Source organism: Nocardia sp. NPDC003482 (genome assembly GCF_053588115.1).
The window spans coordinates 141,619-159,608 of the sequence record NZ_JBSFPI010000018.1 but is presented as its reverse complement, the minus strand read 5'-3'; the positions used below and the strand labels follow the sequence as shown (position 1 = coordinate 159,608).

Genomic DNA, 17,990 nt, shown 5'->3' with positions numbered 1-17,990 from the left:
GTCAGCGCTGATCGTCGACGATCTCCACGTCGGCGTCGATATACGGTTGCACCGCATCGGTTTCCGGCGGCCGCGGCGCCTCGTCGAACAGCACGTCCGGCTCGGGGCGGTCGGCGTCGACCCGCGCGGCCGCCTCCTCGTCGCGGCGGGCCGCGGCGGCGGCCTCACGCATCTCGATGGCGTCGGTGATCCATTCGCCGATCTCGCGGGTCACCTCCGATACGGTGCCGGTGATGATGTTGGCGATATTGCCGACATGCTTGGCACCCGACGAGGTCAACTCCTGGATCAGATCCTTGTTGCTCTCGAATTTTCCGACCATCTACCCGCCCACTTCGCTCGGCTGCGCATCCTGCGGCTGCCGCATCACGATAACACCTGGCCGGGGCGTTTCCCCGACGAGCGCGGGCGGCAGGGCGAGCCGGAAGATCTTGGCCCAGACCTCGCCGACCTGCTTGCTCAGCGGACCGGTGTTGTAGGGCAGCCCGTACTTCTCGCACAGCGCGCGAACCTCGGGCGCGATCTCGGGATAGCGGTTGGCGGGCAGATCCGGGAACAGGTGGTGCTCGATCTGGTGCGACAGGTTGCCCGACAGGATGTGGAACAGCTTGGAGCCGGTGATGTTCGCCGAGCCCAGCATCTGCCGCACGTACCACTCGCCGCGGGTCTCGTTGGCGGTCTCCTCCTCGGTGAACGTCTGTACGCCGGAGGGGAAGTGGCCGCAGAAGATGATCGAGTACGCCCAGATGTTGCGAACGATGTTGGCGGTGGCGTTCCCGGCCAGGGTGGAGAAGAACAGCGGCCCGCTCAGCAGCGGGAACACGATGTAGTCCTTGAGCACCTGCTTACCGGCCTTGCGCCACTGGCCCTTGACCAGCCGCTTGATGTCGGACCACTTGCGCTTGCCCTGGAGGATGTTCTCGATCTCCAGGTCGTGGGCCATCACGCCCCACTCGAACAGCATCATGAGCAGGAAGGCGTACACCGGGTTGCCCAGGTAGTACGGATTCCACTTCTGGCCCTCGTCGATGCGCAGCACGCCGTAGCCGATGTCACGGTCGCGGCCGTGGATGTTGGTGTAGGTGTGGTGCATGTAGTTGTGCGAGTGCTTCCACTGGTCGGCCGGGCAGACCGTATCCCATTCGAACACCCGGGAATTCAGGCCCGGCTCCCGCATCCAGTCCCACTGGCCGTGCATGACGTTGTGGCCGATCTCCATGTTGTCCAGGATCTTGGAGATGCTCAGCGCGCCGACCCCGGCCAGCCAGAACGGGGGCAGGAAGCCCAGGTACATCAGGCCGCGCCCGGCGATCTCGAAGCCGCGCTGGGCCTTGATGATGGAGTAGATGTACTCGCGGTCGCGCTCGCCGAGGTCGGCGGTGATGCGCTCGCGCAGCGCGTCCAGCTGGCGGCCGATCTCCTCGACCTCCTGCGGGCTGAGCACGAGCGGGCCGTCCTTGGTTTCGGTGAGGATGGTCATATCGGGTTCCCCTCTCAGATTTCGATGTCCACGTCGCCGACCGCGGCGCTGATGCACAGCTGGATCGGCTGGTCGGGATCGTTGTGCAGTTCGCCGTTGCGCAGATCGCGGGTGCAGCCCGAGCGCTTGACCGCGGTGCAGGAGAAGCAGATCCCCATGCGGCAGCCGTATTCCGGTGTGAGACCGGCGTTCTCGGCCTGCTCGAGCAGGCTCGCGCCCGCGTTGTCCGAGCGCACCCCACTGGCGGAGAACGTCGTGGTGCCCTCGACCTCGTCGGGGTCGATCGGCGTGGTGGTGACGACGAACTCCTCGGTGTGCAGGCGGTCGGTCAGGTTCTCCGCCTCGAACACCGTGCGCACCGCGGTCATCAGCGCGGGCGGCCCGCACAGGAAGGTCTGCGCGTCCGCGAACCAGGGTGCGACGCGCTCCAGCTGGTCGTAGTCGAAGTAGCCGCTCACCAGCGGTTCGGCGCAGCTCCACGGCGCGCCGTCGAGCTGTTCGGCCAGCCCCAGCGACGGATAGCTCAGCGCGATGCGGAAATTGGGGTGGCGCTGGGCGATCGCGTCCAGCTCACCCCGGTGCGGCACCTCCTCGGGCGACTTCGCGTAGTGCAGGAACACCACCTTGCCCGCGTGGTTCTCCGCGGCCAGGGTGCGCAGCATCGACAGCACCGGGGTGATGCCGCTGCCGCCGCTGATCAGCAGGATCTTGTCCGGGCGCGGGTCGGGCAGGGCGAAGGAGCCCGCTGCCGGGGCCAGGTCGACGACCATGCCCGGCTTGGCGTTCCGGTGCAGGTAGCGCGAGACCAGGCCCTGCTCGTGGGCCTTGACGGTCAGCCGCACCAGCCGGTCGCGGTGGCCCTGCGGGTCCACGGGCGAATAGCAGCGCGTGTGTTTGACGCCGTCGATCAGCACGCCGATCTGCACGTACTGCCCGGCCCGATGACCGCTCCACTGTCGGTTCGGCCGCAGGGTCAGCGTGACCGATCCCGGTGTGGCGCGGCGCACGTCGATGACCTCCGCGCGCAGGTCGCGCAGGGTGAGCGTGGGCCGCACCAGCTCGAGATAGCGATCGATCGGGTGCGGCGAGGTCAGCGTCTGCACCAGGTCGATGAGTCCCACCATTACCGTCTCCCAAGACTGCTGTCATTCCGGTGTACATCTGTACACTCAGTTAGTGTGCCCGCTCGTACCTCAGTTATTCAACCTGCAGCGGATGTGACCGCCGTAACAGCCGAGTGAAGGAACCAATCGTGAACGGATGTATGCTCATCGAGATGAGCGAGCAGGTGGAGACTCGAATCGAGCGCAAGGAGCGCACCCGCCGGGCACTGCTGGACGGGACCCTCGCGCTCGCCGCCGATCGTGGCTTCGCCGCCCTCAGCCTCCGCGAGATCGCGCGGTCGGCCGGGATCGTGCCCACCGCCTTCTACCGGCACTTCGCCTCGCTCGACGAATTGGGCGCCAGCCTGGTCGACGAGGGCGTGCGCCAACTGCGGCTGGCGCTGCGGGAGATGCGCCGCACCCCCGACGCCCGCCTGGCCGAGACCGTGCGTTTCGTGTTCGCCCAGGTGACCGGGCGCGAGGACCTCTACGGCTTCCTGATCCGCGAGCGGCACGGCGGCTCGGCCGCCCTGCGCGGCGCCATCGCGGTCGAAATGCAGCTCATCACAAGGGAACTCGTGGTCGACCTGTCCCGCGTCCCCGCCCTGGACAGCTGGTCACCGGACGATCTGGAGCTGGCCGCCGACCTCATCGTCTCGACGGTCGCCAACCACATCGCCGACTACGTCTCCGCCCCCCGCGCGGACCGTCCCGGCCTCATCGAGCGCACGGTCCGCCAGGTCCGCCTCATCGCCCTGGGCATGGCGTCCTGGCGCTCGGCCTGAGCGCCATTCGCCTTCGGGCCGAGCCGGTCACATCCCTCGTGTCTCGCCACTCGCCTTCGGCCCCAGCCGCTTTCAGGAGGCCGCGTGGCACTCTCGCGCGTGGTCGAGCCAGGGCCGCTCGCGGTCCTCGGGGGTCATGGCGAGCAGGGCGTCGAGCTTCGCGCGGGCGGCGTCGTCGGCCGGGGTGTAGATCTGCACCCAGGAGCCCGCGATGGTGGGCAGGGACATGCTGGTGAGCACGACGTCGATGTCGCCGCCCGCCAGGTTGCGGATCATCCGGAACCGGCCCAGGGGTGAGGCGACGTCGTTGCGCGCCCACAGCGTGGCGAACAGCGGGCTGCGCTCGCAGAGGTCCTCGACGAACGCCGTCCACTGCGGATCGTGCAGATTCTTGACGTAGGCGCTGCGCAGGAAGCCGACCATGCGCGAAAGATGGTCCGGCCGACCGGGATACGGGTTGCAGCAGTCGGGCGTCAGGAAGACCCGGCGCAGCACATTGCGATCGCCCCGGGTGAACCCCGGCGTCAGCGCCTCGTAGGCCGCGTTGTGCGCGAGCACGTCGTAGCGCGCCGACAACAGCGCGGCGGGCAGCGGATCGAGCTGATCCAGGATCTCCTGCAACTCCTCCGGGATCACGTCCTCGGCGTGCCAGCTCGGCACGGTCGGCACATCCGCGAGCCGGTACAGATGCGCCCGCTCGACCGGATCCAACGCCAGCGTGCGCGCGATCGCGTCGAGCACCTGCACGCTGACATTGATGTCGCGGCCCTGTTCGAGCCAGGTGTACCAGGTGACCCCGACCCCGGCGAGCTGGGCGACCTCCTCGCGGCGCAATCCCGGTGTGCGACGGCGGGATCCGGCGGGCAGGCCGACCTCGGCGGGCGCGATGCGCGCGCGCCGCGATTTCAGGAACGCGCCCAACTCGCCGCGCCGCGCCTTGCGCACCTCGCGGGAATCGGCGGCGGGGGTCTCGATGGCGGTCACCCGACCATCGTCGCGCATCGCCCGGTCGGTATCCAGGTGCTGGCACTACCAGTATGAGCAGGCTCCTTCTACCAGGATCGGCCGCGGCGCAGGCTCGGTCCCATGACACAACCGCTGACCCAAGCCCCACCGTCACCGGCGGTCGGCGCACTCGACCCCGCGCCCCGGCGCGTCTACACCCTGCTCGCCGTCATCCTGCTCGGACAGTTCATGGCCGTGCTGGACGCCTCCATCGTCAATGTCGCCATCCCCTCGATCCGGACCTCGCTCGGCGCGACGGGGTCCGCGCTGCAACTGATCGTCTCCGGCTATGTGATCGCCTACGCGGTGCTCATGGTCACCGGCGCGCGGCTGGGCGATCGGTTCGGTCAGCGCACGATGTTCCTGACCGGGCTGGCGCTGTTCACGATCGCGTCGCTGGCGTGCGGACTGGCCTGGAACGCGGTGGCGCTCATCGGTTTCCGCTTCGCGCAGGGGGTGGGCGCGGCGGCGATGGTGCCGCAGATCATGACCCTGATCCAGAAGAACTTCACCGGCACCGCGCGGATGCGCGCGCTGTCGGCGTACGCGGCGGTCATCTCCGGCGGCATGGTGGTCGGGCAGATCGTCGGCGGGCTGATCGTCACCGCGGATATCGCCGAAACCGGTTGGCGCGGTGTGTTTCTGGTGAACGTCCCGATCGGCGTCGCCCTGCTCGCGGTCGCGCCGCGCCTGCTGCCCGCGGCGACCGCCCGGGTGGACCGGCGGCTGGATCTGGCCGGGCTCGCGGTGCTCACCCCCGCGGTGTTGCTGCTGGTGCTGCCGCTGGTGCTCGGTCACGAACAGCGCTGGCCCGCCTGGACCTGGTTCGCGATCGCCTGCGCCGCAATCGGTTTCGCCGGATTCGGCGCGGTCGAGCGGCTGGTGCACCGGCGCGGCGGGGAACCGTTGTTCGCCGACCGGGTGGTGCGCGCGCCGGGACTGGTGTGGGCGGCGCTGACCCTGATGGTGGTGATGACGACCTTCAGCGGCTGGCTGTTCCTCATGGCCATCCACGTACAGGGCACGCTCGGCTACTCGGCGCTGCACGCGGGCCTGCTGTTCGTGCCCATGGGCGTGACGTTCGCGCTGGCGAGCATGAACTGGAGCCGCGTCCCCGCGCGCTATCACGCGGCGATGATTCCCGCGGGACAGCTGTTCGCCGCGGCCACCATGGTCGCGCTCGGCGCGCTGGTGCGGTCGGGCCACGGCATGGGACCGGTCGAGCTGACGCTGACCGCCGCGACCGGCCTCGGCTACGGAATCGCGTTCAGCCCCTTGATGAATCGCGCCCTGAGCAAGGTTCCGCCGGTGCTGGCGGCCGACGCCAGCGGCATCCTGGCGACCGCCTCGCAGCTCGGCATGGTGCTGGGCGTGGCCGTCTTCGGCTCGATCTACCTGACGCTGGCCGGATCGGGAGCGGCGGCCGCCGCCGGAACCACCTCGATCGCCACCGGGGCGACGGTCGTGGTCGCCGCGGCGATCGCGAGCCGGGCGGTGCGCTGACCCGAACGGACAGAAGCGCACCCCGCGAACCTCCCGGATTCGCGAGGTGCACTTCCCGTATCCAAGATCGGCACCGAAGCGCCGGAGCCGATGATACGCAATGTCTCTGATTGTTTCTCGTTGAACGGGGAACTTGCTATGCACCCCGTTGCATAGGGTCGGCTTTGCCGATACCCTCACGCCATGGCCCTCGAGCACGCCCTGCTGGTATCGCTGACCGAGCGCGCCGGGTCGGGGTACGAGCTGGCGCAGCGCTTCGACAAGTCCATCGGCTTCTTCTGGAACGCCACCCACCAGCAGATCTACCGCGTCCTCAAGCGCATGGAGGAGCGGGGCTGGGTCGGCGGCCGGGCCGTCGCCCAGGCGGGCCGGCCGGACAAGAAGGTCTACACCGTCAGCCCCGCGGGCCGGGCCGAGTTGCGCCGCTGGATCGCCGAACCGACCGAGGACATCGGACCCATGCGCAGCGAACTCGGCGTGAAGGTCCGGGCCGCCGCGCACGGCGACGCGGCCGCGTTGTGCGCTGAGGTGGCCCGCCACCGCGAGCGGCACGCGCAGCGGCTAGAGGTGTACCGCCTCATCGAGAAGAAGGACTTCCCCGACCCCCACCGGCTCACCGGTTCCGCGCTGCATCAATATCTGGTGCTGCGCGGCGGGATTCGGGCCGAGACGGGCCTGATCGAATGGTGCGACGAGGTACTCGACGGCCTGCGCCGGGACCTGTCGCCGCAGCCTCCGACCGAAAGGTGACGCCATGTCGTCGCACGCCTACCCCCATCTGTTCGAGCCGCTGGACCTCGGGCACCTCACCCTGCGCAATCGCGTGGTCATGGGCTCGATGCACACCGGGCTCGAGGACCGGGCCTGGGACATCAACCGGCTGGCCGCCTACTTCGCCGAACGCGCCCGCGGCGGCGTCGGCCTGATCATCACCGGCGGATACGCGCCCAATCGGGAGGGCTGGCTGCTGCCGTTCGGGGCCAAGCTCACCAACAAGACCGAGGCGTACCGGCATCGGGCCGTCACCCGCGCGGTGCACGCCGAGGGCGGGCGCATCGCCCTGCAGATCCTGCACGCCGGGCGGTACGCCTATGTGCCGTTCAGTGTTTCGGCGTCGTCGATCAAGGCCCCGATCAATCCGTTCAAGCCGCGCAAGCTCTCCGACAAGGGCGTCGAGCGCACCATCGAGGACTACGTGCGCTGCGCGCGGCTGGCGAAGTTCGCGGGCTACGACGGCGTCGAGGTGATGGGCGGCGAGGGTTATCTGATCAACCAGTTCCTGGCCCCGCGCACCAACAAGCGCACCGACCGCTGGGGCGGCAGCGCGGCGAACCGGCGGCGCTTCGCCGTGGAGATCGTGCGGCGCATCCGCGCGGCCGTGGGCGCGGACTTCGTCATCGTCTTCCGGCTGTCCATGGCCGAATTCGTCGAGGAGGGTCAGACCGAGACCGAGATCCTCGCGCTGGCAACGGAATTGGAGCAGGCCGGGGTCAGCATCATCAACACCGACATCGGCTGGCACGAGGCGCGGGTGCCGACCATCGTGACCTCGGTGCCGCGCGCCGCCTTCGTCGAGTTCACCGCGAAGATCAAAGCGCGCGTGGGCGTTCCGGTGTGCGCGTCCAACCGCATCAACATGCCCGAGACCGCCGAGGAGATCCTCACCCGCGGCGACGCCGACCTGATCTCGCTGGCCCGCCCGCTGCTGGCCGACCCCGAGTGGGCGCGCAAGGCCGAGCAGACCCGCGAGGACGAGATCAACACCTGCATCGCCTGCAATCAGGCGTGCCTGGACCACGCGTTCGTGCACAAGACGGTCTCCTGCCTGCTCAATCCGCGCGCCGGGCACGAGACGGAGCTGGTGCTGTCGCCGACCCGGCGCACCAAGCGGATCGCCGTGGTGGGCGCGGGCCCCGCCGGGCTGTCGGCGGCGGTGAACCTGGCCGAACGCGGCCACAAGGTGGACCTGTTCGAGGCCGACGACAAGATCGGCGGCCAATTCGACATCGCGCGGCGGATTCCCGGCAAGGAGGAGTTCGGCGAGACCATCCGCTACTACACCCGCAAGCTGGAACTCAGCGGGGTGCGGGTGTTCCTGAACCGGCGGGTGAGCGCGGCGGAGCTGATCGAGGGGCGTTACGACCACGTCGTCCTGGCGACCGGGGTGCGGCCGCGCGTCCCCGACATCCCCGGCATCGATCATCCCAAGGTCCTCACCTACGCCGAGTTGGTCCGCGACGGCAAGCCGGTCGGCAGGAAGGTCGCCGTGATCGGCGCGGGCGGAATCGGTTACGACGTCAGCGAATTCCTCACCGTCGAGGGCCACCCCACGCTGAAACTCGACGAGTGGAAGGAGGAATGGGGCGTCCTCGCCGACGACCCCGACGCCCCCGGCCAGCTCACCACCCCCAAGCCGTCACCCGCCGCCCGCGAAGTCGTTCTGCTGCAACGCAAATCGGGCCCGTTCGGCAAGACCCTCGGCAAGACCAGCGGCTGGGTCCACCGCGCCGCCGTCAAGGCCAAGGGCGTCGAACAGATCGGCGGCGTCAACTACGAACGCATCGACGACCGCGGCCTGCACATCAGCTTCGGCGACAAGCGTTCTCGGGCCAGGGTCATCGAGTGTGACAACGTGATCGTCTGTGCCGGACAGGAATCCGTGCGGGAGCTGGAGGAGCCGTTGCGGACGGCGGGGGTGCGGGTGCATCTCATCGGCGGTGCTGAGCTGGCGGCGGAGTTGGACGCCAAGCGGGCGATCGATCAGGGGACGCGGCTGGCGGCGGCGTTGTGAGGGTGTCGGTGGACCGGGTGGGGGTGCCTGGGGATGAGAAGGCTTGGGGGGCATTGGGTTTCGTCGTCGATGATGAGGTTGTTCGGATCGGGTCGGTGGTCTGCGCCCTGGTGGGCCGAGCCGCCTGGGGTTTCGACCATCCCGCCGCCGACCCTGCCGCGCTGGGGATTCCCGTTCTCGAACCCCTCCGTCCCGGTGCGGCCCCGACACCACCGGCCCATCCCAACGGTGTAACCGCCATCGACCATCTCGTCTACTGGGTCCCCGATCTCGACCAGGCGGTCACCACCCTCAACAAGGTTCTGGACGTCCCCGAACCCCGCCGCCGCTTCCACCCCCGCGGCCCCTCCGGCCCCGAAATGGCCTTCTACCGAGTGGGCGACCCCTTCCTCGAGGTGGTCGGCGCGGGCGACCGACCCCCCACCCTCCCCGGCCTCGCGTTCAAATCCGCCGACCTCGACACCACCATCGCCCAGATCCGCAAAGCGGGCGGCCCCATCGGCGACCCCAAACCCGCCGTCCAAGGCGGCCGCATAGCCACCATCTGGCACGGCCACCTCGACTGGGGCCTGGCCATCATGGGCCCCTGACCCTCCCCCGGCCCACAACCTCAACGCACGGCAACCCAGCCGCACCCCTTATTCGGATCCGCACCCCTTGCATGGCCCTACAGAGGGTGCGGATTCGAATAAAGGGTGCGGCTGTGCTGCTTCAGCTGGAGGTGGTATGGCCTGGAGAAGGCTGGGCGGGTCAGTGGGTGGGGTTGGTGGGGTGGGGAGACGTGGGTAGGCTCCCCGGGCGTGAGCCTTCCCGCACCCACTGCCGAGAATCGTGCCGTTGTCACCGGAGCGTCGTCCGGGATCGGAACCGCGTTGGCCGAAGAGCTGGCGCGGCGCGGATATTCGCTGATCCTGGTGGCGCGGCGGGGTGAGTTGCTGGCCGAGTTGGCGCAGCGGCTGACCGAGCGTTACGGAGTCACCGCGGAGGTGCGGGCGGTGGATCTGTCGGATCGGGAGCAGCGCGCGCCGTTGAGCACCGAACTGGCCTCCCGCGATATCGCCGTCCTGTGCAACAACGCCGGGGTCGCCACCTTCGGGCCCGTCGCCGAACTCGACGCCGACTTCGAGCGGTCCATCATGGAGCTCAATGCCGTTGCGGTGCACGACCTTACGCTCGCCGTGCTGCCGGGCATGATCGAGCGCCGCGGCGGCGGCATCCTCATCACCGGTTCCGCGGCGGGCAATATGCCCATCCCCAACAACGCCACCTACGCCGCGAGCAAGGCGTTCACCAACAGCTTCTCCGAATCCCTACGCGGCGAGCTGACCGGCAGCGGCGTCCATGTCACCCTGCTGGCCCCGGGCCCGGTCCGCACCGACAACCCGGACCAGGAGGAGGTCAGTACCAAGATCCCCGAGTTCATCTGGGTCACCGCCGCCGCCACCGCCAAGATGTCCATCGACGCGCTGGCCCGCAACAAGATGCGCGTGGTTCCCGGCCTGATCAGCAAGGGAATGAGCGTCGCGGGGCAGTACGCGCCCCGTGCCATCACCGCACCCATCGTCGGCTCGTTCTACAAGAAGCTGGGAGGCTGATCACATTGGCGTCAGCGCGACGTCAAGACGCGCGCCGAGGATGTCAAGGACCCGTAACCACGAGATCCTTCCGAACGGAAGCGGCGTAGTCCTGAGGGTGGCCCCGCAGTGAGGAGAAAGCGGGGAACCCACAGGAGAAGCCGTGACGCTGCTCGAGATCTTCCCGTCCCTGCGCTCGGGAATGCCGTCTCCGCGAGTGGACACCTCGGTCTGGCCGTGCGAAACCCATTACGACGAGCTCGGCCGCATCACCGTCGCCGGCGTGGCCCTCGCCGACATCGCCGATCAGTACGGCACCCCGACCTACGTTCTGGACGAGACCGAGGTCCGCCGCCGCTGCCGCACCTACCGCAAGCACTTCCCGGACGCCGAGATCATCTACGCCGGCAAGGCGCTGCTCACCAGGACGGTGGCCCGGTGGATCGCCGAGGAGGGCCTGTCGCTGGACGTGTGTTCCGGCGGCGAACTGGCCATCGCCCTGGCCGCCGGGGTCGATCCGGCGCGAATCGTCCTGCACGGCACCGGAAAACCGTTCTGCGAACTGGAGGCCGCCGTCGCCGCGGGCGTCGGCCGCATCGTCGTCGACTCGCTCGCCGAGATCACCCTGTTGGCCGCGCTCGCCACCGCGCCCCAGCAGGTCCTGCTCCGGCTCTCCCCCGGCATCGACGTGCCCGGCCACCCGGCCGTCCGCACCGGCGCGACCGACCAGAAGTTCGGCCTCCCGCTGGGCAGCCCGCAGGCCCGCGAGGCCGTGGAACGCGTTCTGCGCCAACCGAATCTGCGCCTCGTCGGCTTCCACTGCCACCTCGGCTCACAGATCCACGACCCCGACTTCTACGGCGAGGCGATCCGCCGCTTGGTCGCCGAGCTGGCCCGCGTCCGCCACGACCACGGCGTCACCCTCACCGAACTCGACCTCGGCGGCGGCCACGCGGTCGCCTACCGCCGCGGCGACCCCGAGCTGAACCTGGCCGAACTCGCCGACATCATCGACGACGCCCTCGACGCCGCCTGCGCCCGCACCCACCATCCCCGCCCGCACATCGCCATGGAACCCGGCCGCGCCATCGTCGCCCACGCGGGCGTCACCCTCTACCGCGTCATGGCGATCAAGCACATCGACAACGGCCACACCTACGTGATCGTCGACGGCGGCATGAACGACAACCCCCGCGTCGCCCTCTACGACGCCCGTTACGACGCCGTCGTCGCCAGCCGCCACCCCACCGGCCCGCACCTGACCGCCACCGTCGCGGGCCGCTACTGCGAGGCGGGCGACATCCTCGCCCGCGACATCCGCCTCCCCGCCGACCTCCGCCCCGGCGAGGTGCTCGCCGTCCCCAGCACGGGCGCCTACCACCACAGCCTCGCCTCGTCCTACAACGGCGTCGGCAGGCCGCCGATCGTGTCGGTGTACGAGGGGCGGTTGCGGGAGATGGTGCGCCGGGAGACGTACGGCGATTTGATGTCGCGCGATTTGGGCTGAGGCGCAACAGGGTTTCGGAGAAACGTACCGATCACGAATGGGCTCCGGAGGAGTGGAATCCCAGGCCGCCGCGCAGTACGCCGGTCGGGGTCAAGGGACCGCCGGTAGTGTCGACGCTTCCGTAGCGATAGATGATGGGTATTCCGCCCACCGAATTTCGGAGGGGGGTCGCGTAGGTTCCATTCGAGACGAATTGGCCGACCGCAGGAGCTGTTATTCGGTTTCGGACCGAGAGGTAGTACCACATCGCCGTCCCCGCGGCTCCGCCCGCGAGGCCCGCCGCCGCGTATTCGAGGGCGGCTCTGTCGTCGCCGGAGAAGCTTTCGTCGGCATCGGCGCACTCGTCGTCATCGAGGCGTTTTCCGGTTACCGCGTCGGCGCAGACCGCAGCGTAATCTACCGGATCCGCCTGGGCGGTGGGCGGGATGGTCGTCGTGGTCGTCGTCGTGGTTGGTGTCGGCCTCGCGGTCGGGGATTGCACGAGATTTCGCGTCGGGGCCGGCGGCGTCGATTTCGAGGTGGCGGTCGATTCCGGCGAAATCGGTACCGTACAGCCCGCCGCGAGATACAGGCTCGCAACCGCGGGAACCAAAGCCAATACGGGCACCACGCCGTGCTTCCTACAGCCAGCCACGAGAGGTTCGTCTCCCATTCCGATCGACACGCTGAACGGGACAATCATGGTCTGGCGCTGCGAATTTGGCAATAAACCAGTTATGGAAATACAAACCGGCCCGTCGTTACTCGACCGGGTTCGATTTCCTCGTCGACCGGAGGGACGAGTTCCTGGTCCCCTACCGCCGACGAGTGCCGAATATGCTGCGGCTGATTTCCCGGCCCGCGGCGCTCGCGGCCGAACGCAGGAAACTCTTGACGGCCGGGTTGCTCATGATGCGGTCGGCGGCGGACGGCTCGTCTCGGGCCTGGGGTGGGGAATCGGGCTGGGCGGCAGCGACTTTCGCGGACAGGGCCTCGTAGGCCGATTCTCGATCGATCGTTTCGCCGTACTTGGTGTACAGCGGGCTCGCCTGGGCTCGTGACCGTATCTCGTCCGCGCCGAGGGCGCCCATGAGGGAGCGCGGTGGGCGCAGGCGGGTCCAGGCGACGGGGGTGGGGGCGCCCTGTTCGGACAGCACCGTGACGATCGCCTCGCCGATGCCGAGGGAGGTCAGGGCCTGTTCGAGGTCGTAGACGTCGGTTTTGGGGTAGGTGCGTACGGTTTTGGTCAGGGCCTTCTGGTCGTCGGGGGTGAAGGCTCGTAGCGCGTGCTGGACGCGCGCGCCGAGTTGGGAGAGCACCTGATTGGGGATGTCGGTGGGGAGTTGGGTGCAGAAGAAGACGCCGACGCCCTTGGAGCGGATGAGTTTCACCGTCTGCTCCACCTGATCGAGGAACGCCTTGGAGGCGCCGTCGAAAAGCAGATGAGCCTCGTCGAAGATGAAAACGAGTTCGGGCTTGTCGACATCGCCGACCTCCGGCAGGGTCTGGAACAGATCCGCCAGCACCCACATCAGGAATGTCGAGAACAGCACCGGCCGCGCCGCCTGCGTGCCCAATTCGAACAGCGTGATCACGCCCTGCCCGTCCACCGTGCGCAGCAGGTCGGCCGGATCGAGTTCGGGCTCACCGAAGAACGTGTCCCCGCCCTCGCCCTCCAGATTGACCAGCGACCGCAGGATCACCCCGGCCGTCGCGGCCGACACCCCGCCGATCCCCTTCAGATCCTCCTTGCCCTCGGCGCTGGTGAGGTGCTGGATGACCGATCGCAGATCCTTCAGATCCAGCAGCCCGAGTCCGCGTTTGTCGGCCCAGTCGAAGATCAGCCCGAGGGTCGATTCCTGAGTCGCGTTGAGCCCCAATACCTTACTGAGCAGCACGGGACCGAAGGAGGTGATCGTCGCGCGGATCGGCACCCCGATGCCCTCGGTGCCGAGGGATACGAACTCGGTCGGGAAACCGGCCGGGGCCCAGTCGGCGGCGCCGGTCTGCGCCGCGCGGGCCTTCGTTTTCTCCTCGGCGACACCGGGATTCGACAGTCCCGACAGGTCGCCCTTGATATCGGCCAGCACCACCGGCACCCCGGCCGCCGACAACTGCTCGGCGATCCCCTGCAAGGTCTTGGTCTTCCCGGTTCCGGTCGCCCCCGCGACCAGCCCGTGCCGATTGATCGTCCGCAACGGAATACGCACGCGCGCATCGGAATTCACTCGCACGTCGACCATCACCGCACCGAGCTCCAGCGCCGCACCCTCGGCCGCATACCCCGTGGCGATCCGCAGCGCTGCGGCATCGGAATCCGTTGCGGCAGCGCCCGATTTGCTCTCAGGTATCGCCGACGACTCCGAAACCTCCTCGGCTTCAGAGGAATTCGAAGAGACCTCGCCCGCCGCCTCCCGCTCCGCAGCCTCCGCCGCGGCCTGCGCTTCCGCCGCCACCCGAGCCGCCTCCTCGGCCGCCTTGCGGGCCGCCGCCGCCCGTTCCTGGGGAGTAGTCATCGCCGATCCTCCATCCGCCCTGCCAACTGCGCGCCAACATTGCCGATCTACCTGGACCAAGCTCGAATCCTGGCCACACCATATCGAACGCAGTGGGTAAACCCGGCAGGTCAACCCAGTAATGTGGCCCGGGTGTCCGACAAACTCATGGAGTCGAAGTTGGTGCTTGCGATACGCCGCAATCCGATGCCTCGGTCGAGCGTGACCTCGGGGTGTCACCGATGAGCGACAAACTCATGGTGTGGATCGACTGCGAGATGACCGGTCTGCGCCTCGACAGCGACAAGCTGATCGAAGTGGCCGCACTCGTGACCGACAGCGACCTCAACATTCTCGGTGACGGCGTGGACATCGTCATTCACGCCGACGACGACGCCCTGGCCGCGATGCCGCCCGTCGTGCAGGAGATGCACGCCCGTTCCGGGCTCACCGACGAGGTGCGGCGCTCCACCGTCACCCTGGCCGAGGCCGAGCAGCAGGTCCTGGACTACGTCAAGAAGTGGGTTCCCACCCCCGGCACGGTCCCGCTGGCGGGCAACTCCATCGCCACCGACCGCGGCTTCCTCGCCCGCGACATGCCCGACCTCGATTCCTACCTGCAGTACCGCATGATCGATGTCAGCTCGATCAAGGAACTGTGCCGCCGCTGGTACCCCCGCATCTACTTCGGCCAGCCCGAGAAGGGCCTCACCCATCGCGCCCTGGCCGACATCAAGGAATCCATCCGCGAACTCGAGTACTACCGCCGCACCGCCTTCGTCGCACCCCCCGGCCCCTCGACCGCCGAGATCGCCGCCGTGGCGACCCGCCTCGCCACCCCCACAACCGGCGCTGACCAGGCCGATTAGGTCACGAACCGGAACAGGCGTTACGATCTAGCGCGCCGGGTCTCCCGGTGATGGTGAGCGTAGTTCAGTTGGTAGAGCACCAGGTTGTGATCCTGGCTGTCGCGGGTTCGAGTCCCGTCGCTCACCCTGATGGCCCAGGCCGGACCGAGTCCGACCTGGGCCATTCTCGTTCAGTCTCCCTTGAACCAGAGGTAGCCGCGCTGGCGAATCGCCGATTCCGCCGCCCGGATCAGGACCGCGATCAGCTGCGCATCCTTCTCGTCGGTAGGCGGGAAAGCCTTCAGCTCCTCGATCAACTGCCTCAGCTGCTTGGTGTTGAACATCGTGTCCGCATGCGAATGAACCCCTCGTGCCAGTGACGCTTGCGGTGCGCGAGCAATGAAATCGCTGACCGCCTCATCGTCGTACCCTGATACTTCTTCCACTTTCTCGTTCACCTGGTTGTGGACAGACACGCCGATCCCCAAAGCATCCTCCTATTCCACGGGGAACATCGATATAACCGCTCCCCACCTGTCAGTGATCACCTTGTATTTCGTCGTCGGGCGACCTCCGGCACGCGGCGAAAGGTTGCCGACCACGCGACCCGCGTCCACCTCACGCTCGTAGTTGCCGTCATCATTGGGACCACGGGCCGTAATGCCGTCGGAGGCTTCCACAAGGGCATCAGGATCTTCGCCCTCGAGAAAGGTGCTCTTGGTCGGATTCAGCTCGGCTCCTCCCGGAAAATGCCTGCCTCGGACGTACTTCTCACCCGCATCCGTCAACCCCGCCTCCGGAACCTCCGGAGCAAGCGGCAGATCCTCATACCGAGTGGCACTGACCTGCCCACCCTCCTGAATCTGCTGAATAGCCAGCGAAAGAATCCCCGCGATCGCCGACCGAATATCGAGACTCTCCACGGCCTTGAACGCCAGGCATCCGGCCGCCGCACTCCCGACAATGATGAGCAACCGGCTGTCCCGCACCAGATCATGCAGAATCTTCGCCGCGCGAGCGACCGCCGCCGCACCGGAGGCGGTACCCACGGCGGCGGTGGCCTCCTCCGGCCCGAGGGCGGCCAGGCCCGCGGTCGCGACCAGTTCGATCGTCATCGCCACCACGGTGAACCCGACGGCGAGCGCCAGATCCCGCTTCACATCCGACAGCGCGCTGTCCACACCGCCGCGCAATTCGGTCAACGCCTGTCGATGATCGGCGACCGGAACGGCGAGGCTGCCCGGGAAGGCCGCGAGCGCGTGGGCGCCGCTGCCCAGCGTCGTGAAGTGCTCGTTGATATGGGTGACGTCCCGGGCCTGCAACTCGTCGAACATTCCGGCGACCGACCTCAGGCGAGCCTCGGCGCCCATCACGGTCGCGTGCGCGGCGAATGCCTTCCAGGCGTCGGCCGCCACTCCCAGTTTGCGGCTGTCGCCGTCGGGAATCGGAAGGCCCACCTGCTCCAGCAGACCGGGGATATTGGTGTCCAGCCCCTTGCCGTTGCTCCCGGCGGAGGGAACCGTCTGCTGCACGGTGACCGTCGGCGAGAACGCCGGAGCGGGCTTGGTCGGCGGATCGCCCTTGTTCGGATTCCGATCGGCCTTCCAATTCGCCATCGCCCAGTTGTGCCCGGCGGCGTAGAGCAGATCGCCGAAATGATACAGCGCCCCAACATAATTCGTGGCGTACTGATCGAAAGACCTGGCGTGCTGGTCGTATTCACGGGCCCAGCCGACGACCGCGTCGTAATGGCCCGCCATTCCCCCACAGCCGTCGAGACTTCCGCGCAGGGCATTCACCGGAGCCTCCAGATCGTGCGCCAACTGCTGGCACGCCCTGGCCGCGTCGTAATAGACCTGCGGATCGACCGACGGCACCTCAGCCCCCGCCCAGCATCTTGTCGTTGACGTCCTGCGCCTCGCTGTAGTGGCCGTGCGCCTGCCTGGCCAACGCGCTCATCTCGCTGATCCCGGCGACGAATTCGGCTGCGCCCGCGGCCCATTCGCGATGTGCGGTCCGGTGCGCCTCGGCGGCGACGCCGGTCCACGATCCGGCGTGCACGGCGGCCACCTTCCGATCGAGCGTGGCGAGATGGTCGTTGACGAACCCCGCCAGACCCGACAGCCGCGCCACGACGCTCTCGAGCCGGTCCAGGTCGACGTCGAACGCCTCGCTCACGACAGATCCAGGCTCGACACCTCGGCGGCGAACTGATTGTCGTGCGCCGCATAGGTTTCCGCGGTGACGCCCACGGACGCCGCCAGCGTGCCGAGCGCCTCGATGATCCGCTGCCCGCCGTCCCGGCATTCGTCCCAGCCCTCGGCGAAACTGGCGGCGGCCGTCCCGGTCCAACCGCTCTCGGTCAACGCGGTCACCTCCCGGCTCGCGTCGGCCAGGGCCGACCGCAGGATATCGGCGAGGTCGTACGCGTACTTGCCCAGCTTCGCGACCTCGTCCGGCACGACCGACAGATCCGGGTTCCCCCCGCCCTCGCTCATGACCATCGATCCTAATGCCCCGCCCCAACGCGCCCGGCCCGTTCGCCACGCCGAAGGACTCGATCCGAACCCCCCACGAATGGGACAATCGCCCTACCGCGAGCGAGTGAGCGGCGACGATTGGAATGGCCCATGAAGACCAGGACCGGATCCGTACTTCTGCTCATCTGGCTGGTGGTGGGGTTCATCGCCGCGGCGCAGCGGCACTACTTCGACAGCGGGCCGATCACCTGTGCGAGCTTCGGGAATATCGCGTTGACGATCGTGTCGGGGCCGCTCAACTACATGGGTGTGAATCCGCATCTGGGCAATTGCGAACTGCCACAGCCGAGTCAGTGAGCGGTATCACCGGTGTCCCTCGCGTCCCCTCCGGAGCGCGAGGGCCCCGGCCTCACACCATATTTTGCCAGAAAGTTGCTGGA

At 68.1% G+C, this 17,990-nt stretch carries 19 protein-coding genes and 1 tRNA gene; 10 read left to right on the top strand and 10 right to left on the bottom strand.

Annotated features, from left to right (window positions below; translation table 11 throughout):
• Window position 1: 1 nt before the first annotated feature.
• Genes ACWDSJ_RS26700 through ACWDSJ_RS26690 form a run of 3 tightly spaced genes read right to left on the bottom strand, consistent with a single transcriptional unit; the run spans window position 2 to window position 2,604 of the window.
• On the bottom strand, window positions 2-322 hold the full coding sequence (locus ACWDSJ_RS26700) for a hypothetical protein (protein WP_450035088.1): 321 nt from the start codon (window positions 320-322) through the stop codon (window positions 2-4).
• Window positions 323-1,480: a fatty acid desaturase family protein gene (locus ACWDSJ_RS26695; RefSeq protein WP_450035087.1), complete on the bottom strand. Its 1,158-nt coding sequence runs from the start codon at window positions 1,478-1,480 to the stop codon at window positions 323-325.
• Window positions 1,481-1,494: 14 nt separating this feature from the next.
• Window positions 1,495-2,604, bottom strand: a complete 1,110-nt coding sequence (locus ACWDSJ_RS26690; protein ID WP_387369076.1) for a ferredoxin reductase — start codon at window positions 2,602-2,604, stop codon at window positions 1,495-1,497.
• A gap of 152 nt (window positions 2,605-2,756) precedes the next feature.
• On the opposite strand from ACWDSJ_RS26690, the gene ACWDSJ_RS26685 reads away from it, so the two are divergent.
• The gene (locus ACWDSJ_RS26685; RefSeq protein ID WP_387369078.1) at window positions 2,757-3,368 is read left to right on the top strand and encodes a TetR family transcriptional regulator; all 612 of its coding nucleotides are present in this window, start codon (window positions 2,757-2,759) and stop codon (window positions 3,366-3,368) included.
• A gap of 72 nt (window positions 3,369-3,440) precedes the next feature.
• Here the strand turns inward: ACWDSJ_RS26685 and ACWDSJ_RS26680 are convergent, their stop codons facing one another.
• A complete protein-coding gene (locus ACWDSJ_RS26680) occupies window positions 3,441-4,370 on the bottom strand; it encodes a helix-turn-helix transcriptional regulator (RefSeq protein ID WP_450035085.1) in 930 nt (309 codons plus the stop codon).
• Between the two features lie 84 nt (window positions 4,371-4,454).
• Between ACWDSJ_RS26680 and ACWDSJ_RS26675 the strand changes: the two genes are divergently transcribed.
• From ACWDSJ_RS26675 to lysA, 6 genes are all read left to right on the top strand, one after another.
• Window positions 4,455-5,876 (top strand): MFS transporter, encoded by a 1,422-nt coding sequence (locus ACWDSJ_RS26675; protein ID WP_450035084.1) that lies wholly within the window; start codon window positions 4,455-4,457, stop codon window positions 5,874-5,876.
• A 183-nt stretch (window positions 5,877-6,059) separates the two neighbouring features.
• The gene (locus ACWDSJ_RS26670; protein ID WP_387369743.1) at window positions 6,060-6,626 is read left to right on the top strand and encodes a PadR family transcriptional regulator; all 567 of its coding nucleotides are present in this window, start codon (window positions 6,060-6,062) and stop codon (window positions 6,624-6,626) included.
• Window positions 6,627-6,630: 4 nt separating this feature from the next.
• Entirely contained in the window at window positions 6,631-8,667 is a 2,037-nt protein-coding gene (locus ACWDSJ_RS26665) for an FAD-dependent oxidoreductase (RefSeq protein ID WP_450035082.1), read from the top strand.
• 95 nt (window positions 8,668-8,762) lie between these two features.
• Window positions 8,763-9,257, top strand: a complete 495-nt coding sequence (locus ACWDSJ_RS26660) for a VOC family protein (RefSeq protein WP_450035081.1) — start codon at window positions 8,763-8,765, stop codon at window positions 9,255-9,257.
• A 210-nt stretch (window positions 9,258-9,467) separates the two neighbouring features.
• Entirely contained in the window at window positions 9,468-10,262 is a 795-nt protein-coding gene (gene cmrA / locus ACWDSJ_RS26655) for a mycolate reductase (protein WP_387369737.1), read from the top strand.
• A 142-nt stretch (window positions 10,263-10,404) separates the two neighbouring features.
• Complete coding sequence (gene lysA / locus ACWDSJ_RS26650) at window positions 10,405-11,748, top strand: diaminopimelate decarboxylase (protein WP_450035079.1); 1,344 nt, start codon at window positions 10,405-10,407, stop codon at window positions 11,746-11,748.
• A 31-nt stretch (window positions 11,749-11,779) separates the two neighbouring features.
• Here the strand turns inward: lysA and ACWDSJ_RS26645 are convergent, their stop codons facing one another.
• Together ACWDSJ_RS26645 and ACWDSJ_RS26640 are read right to left on the bottom strand one after the other, a co-directional pair.
• Window positions 11,780-12,430, bottom strand: a complete 651-nt coding sequence (locus ACWDSJ_RS26645) for a hypothetical protein (RefSeq protein ID WP_450035077.1) — start codon at window positions 12,428-12,430, stop codon at window positions 11,780-11,782.
• A gap of 112 nt (window positions 12,431-12,542) precedes the next feature.
• Window positions 12,543-14,243, bottom strand: coding sequence for a helicase HerA-like domain-containing protein (locus tag ACWDSJ_RS26640; protein WP_450035075.1), 1,701 nt, complete (start codon window positions 14,241-14,243; stop codon window positions 12,543-12,545).
• Between the two features lie 221 nt (window positions 14,244-14,464).
• Between ACWDSJ_RS26640 and orn the strand changes: the two genes are divergently transcribed.
• Window positions 14,465-15,091: an oligoribonuclease gene (gene orn / locus ACWDSJ_RS26635; RefSeq protein WP_450035074.1), complete on the top strand. Its 627-nt coding sequence runs from the start codon at window positions 14,465-14,467 to the stop codon at window positions 15,089-15,091.
• Window positions 15,092-15,144: 53 nt separating this feature from the next.
• A tRNA-His gene (locus tag ACWDSJ_RS26630) sits at window positions 15,145-15,217 on the top strand.
• Between the two features lie 44 nt (window positions 15,218-15,261).
• Here ACWDSJ_RS26630 and ACWDSJ_RS26625 read toward each other — a convergent pair.
• From ACWDSJ_RS26625 to ACWDSJ_RS26610, 4 genes are read right to left on the bottom strand one after another with little or no spacing between them, the layout of a single operon-like run.
• Window positions 15,262-15,558, bottom strand: coding sequence for a hypothetical protein (locus ACWDSJ_RS26625; RefSeq protein ID WP_450035073.1), 297 nt, complete (start codon window positions 15,556-15,558; stop codon window positions 15,262-15,264).
• A 9-nt stretch (window positions 15,559-15,567) separates the two neighbouring features.
• The gene (locus ACWDSJ_RS26620) at window positions 15,568-16,947 is read right to left on the bottom strand and encodes a hypothetical protein (protein ID WP_450035071.1); all 1,380 of its coding nucleotides are present in this window, start codon (window positions 16,945-16,947) and stop codon (window positions 15,568-15,570) included.
• A 1-nt stretch (window position 16,948) separates the two neighbouring features.
• The gene (locus tag ACWDSJ_RS26615; protein ID WP_450035070.1) at window positions 16,949-17,248 is read right to left on the bottom strand and encodes a WXG100 family type VII secretion target; all 300 of its coding nucleotides are present in this window, start codon (window positions 17,246-17,248) and stop codon (window positions 16,949-16,951) included.
• A complete protein-coding gene (locus tag ACWDSJ_RS26610) occupies window positions 17,245-17,568 on the bottom strand; it encodes a WXG100 family type VII secretion target (protein ID WP_450035069.1) in 324 nt (107 codons plus the stop codon). Before ACWDSJ_RS26610 ends, ACWDSJ_RS26615 begins: the two co-directional genes overlap by 4 nt.
• A 132-nt stretch (window positions 17,569-17,700) precedes the next feature.
• Between ACWDSJ_RS26610 and ACWDSJ_RS26605 the strand changes: the two genes are divergently transcribed.
• A complete protein-coding gene (locus tag ACWDSJ_RS26605; protein WP_387369721.1) occupies window positions 17,701-17,907 on the top strand; it encodes a hypothetical protein in 207 nt (68 codons plus the stop codon).
• The last annotated feature ends 83 nt before the right edge of the window (window positions 17,908-17,990 follow it).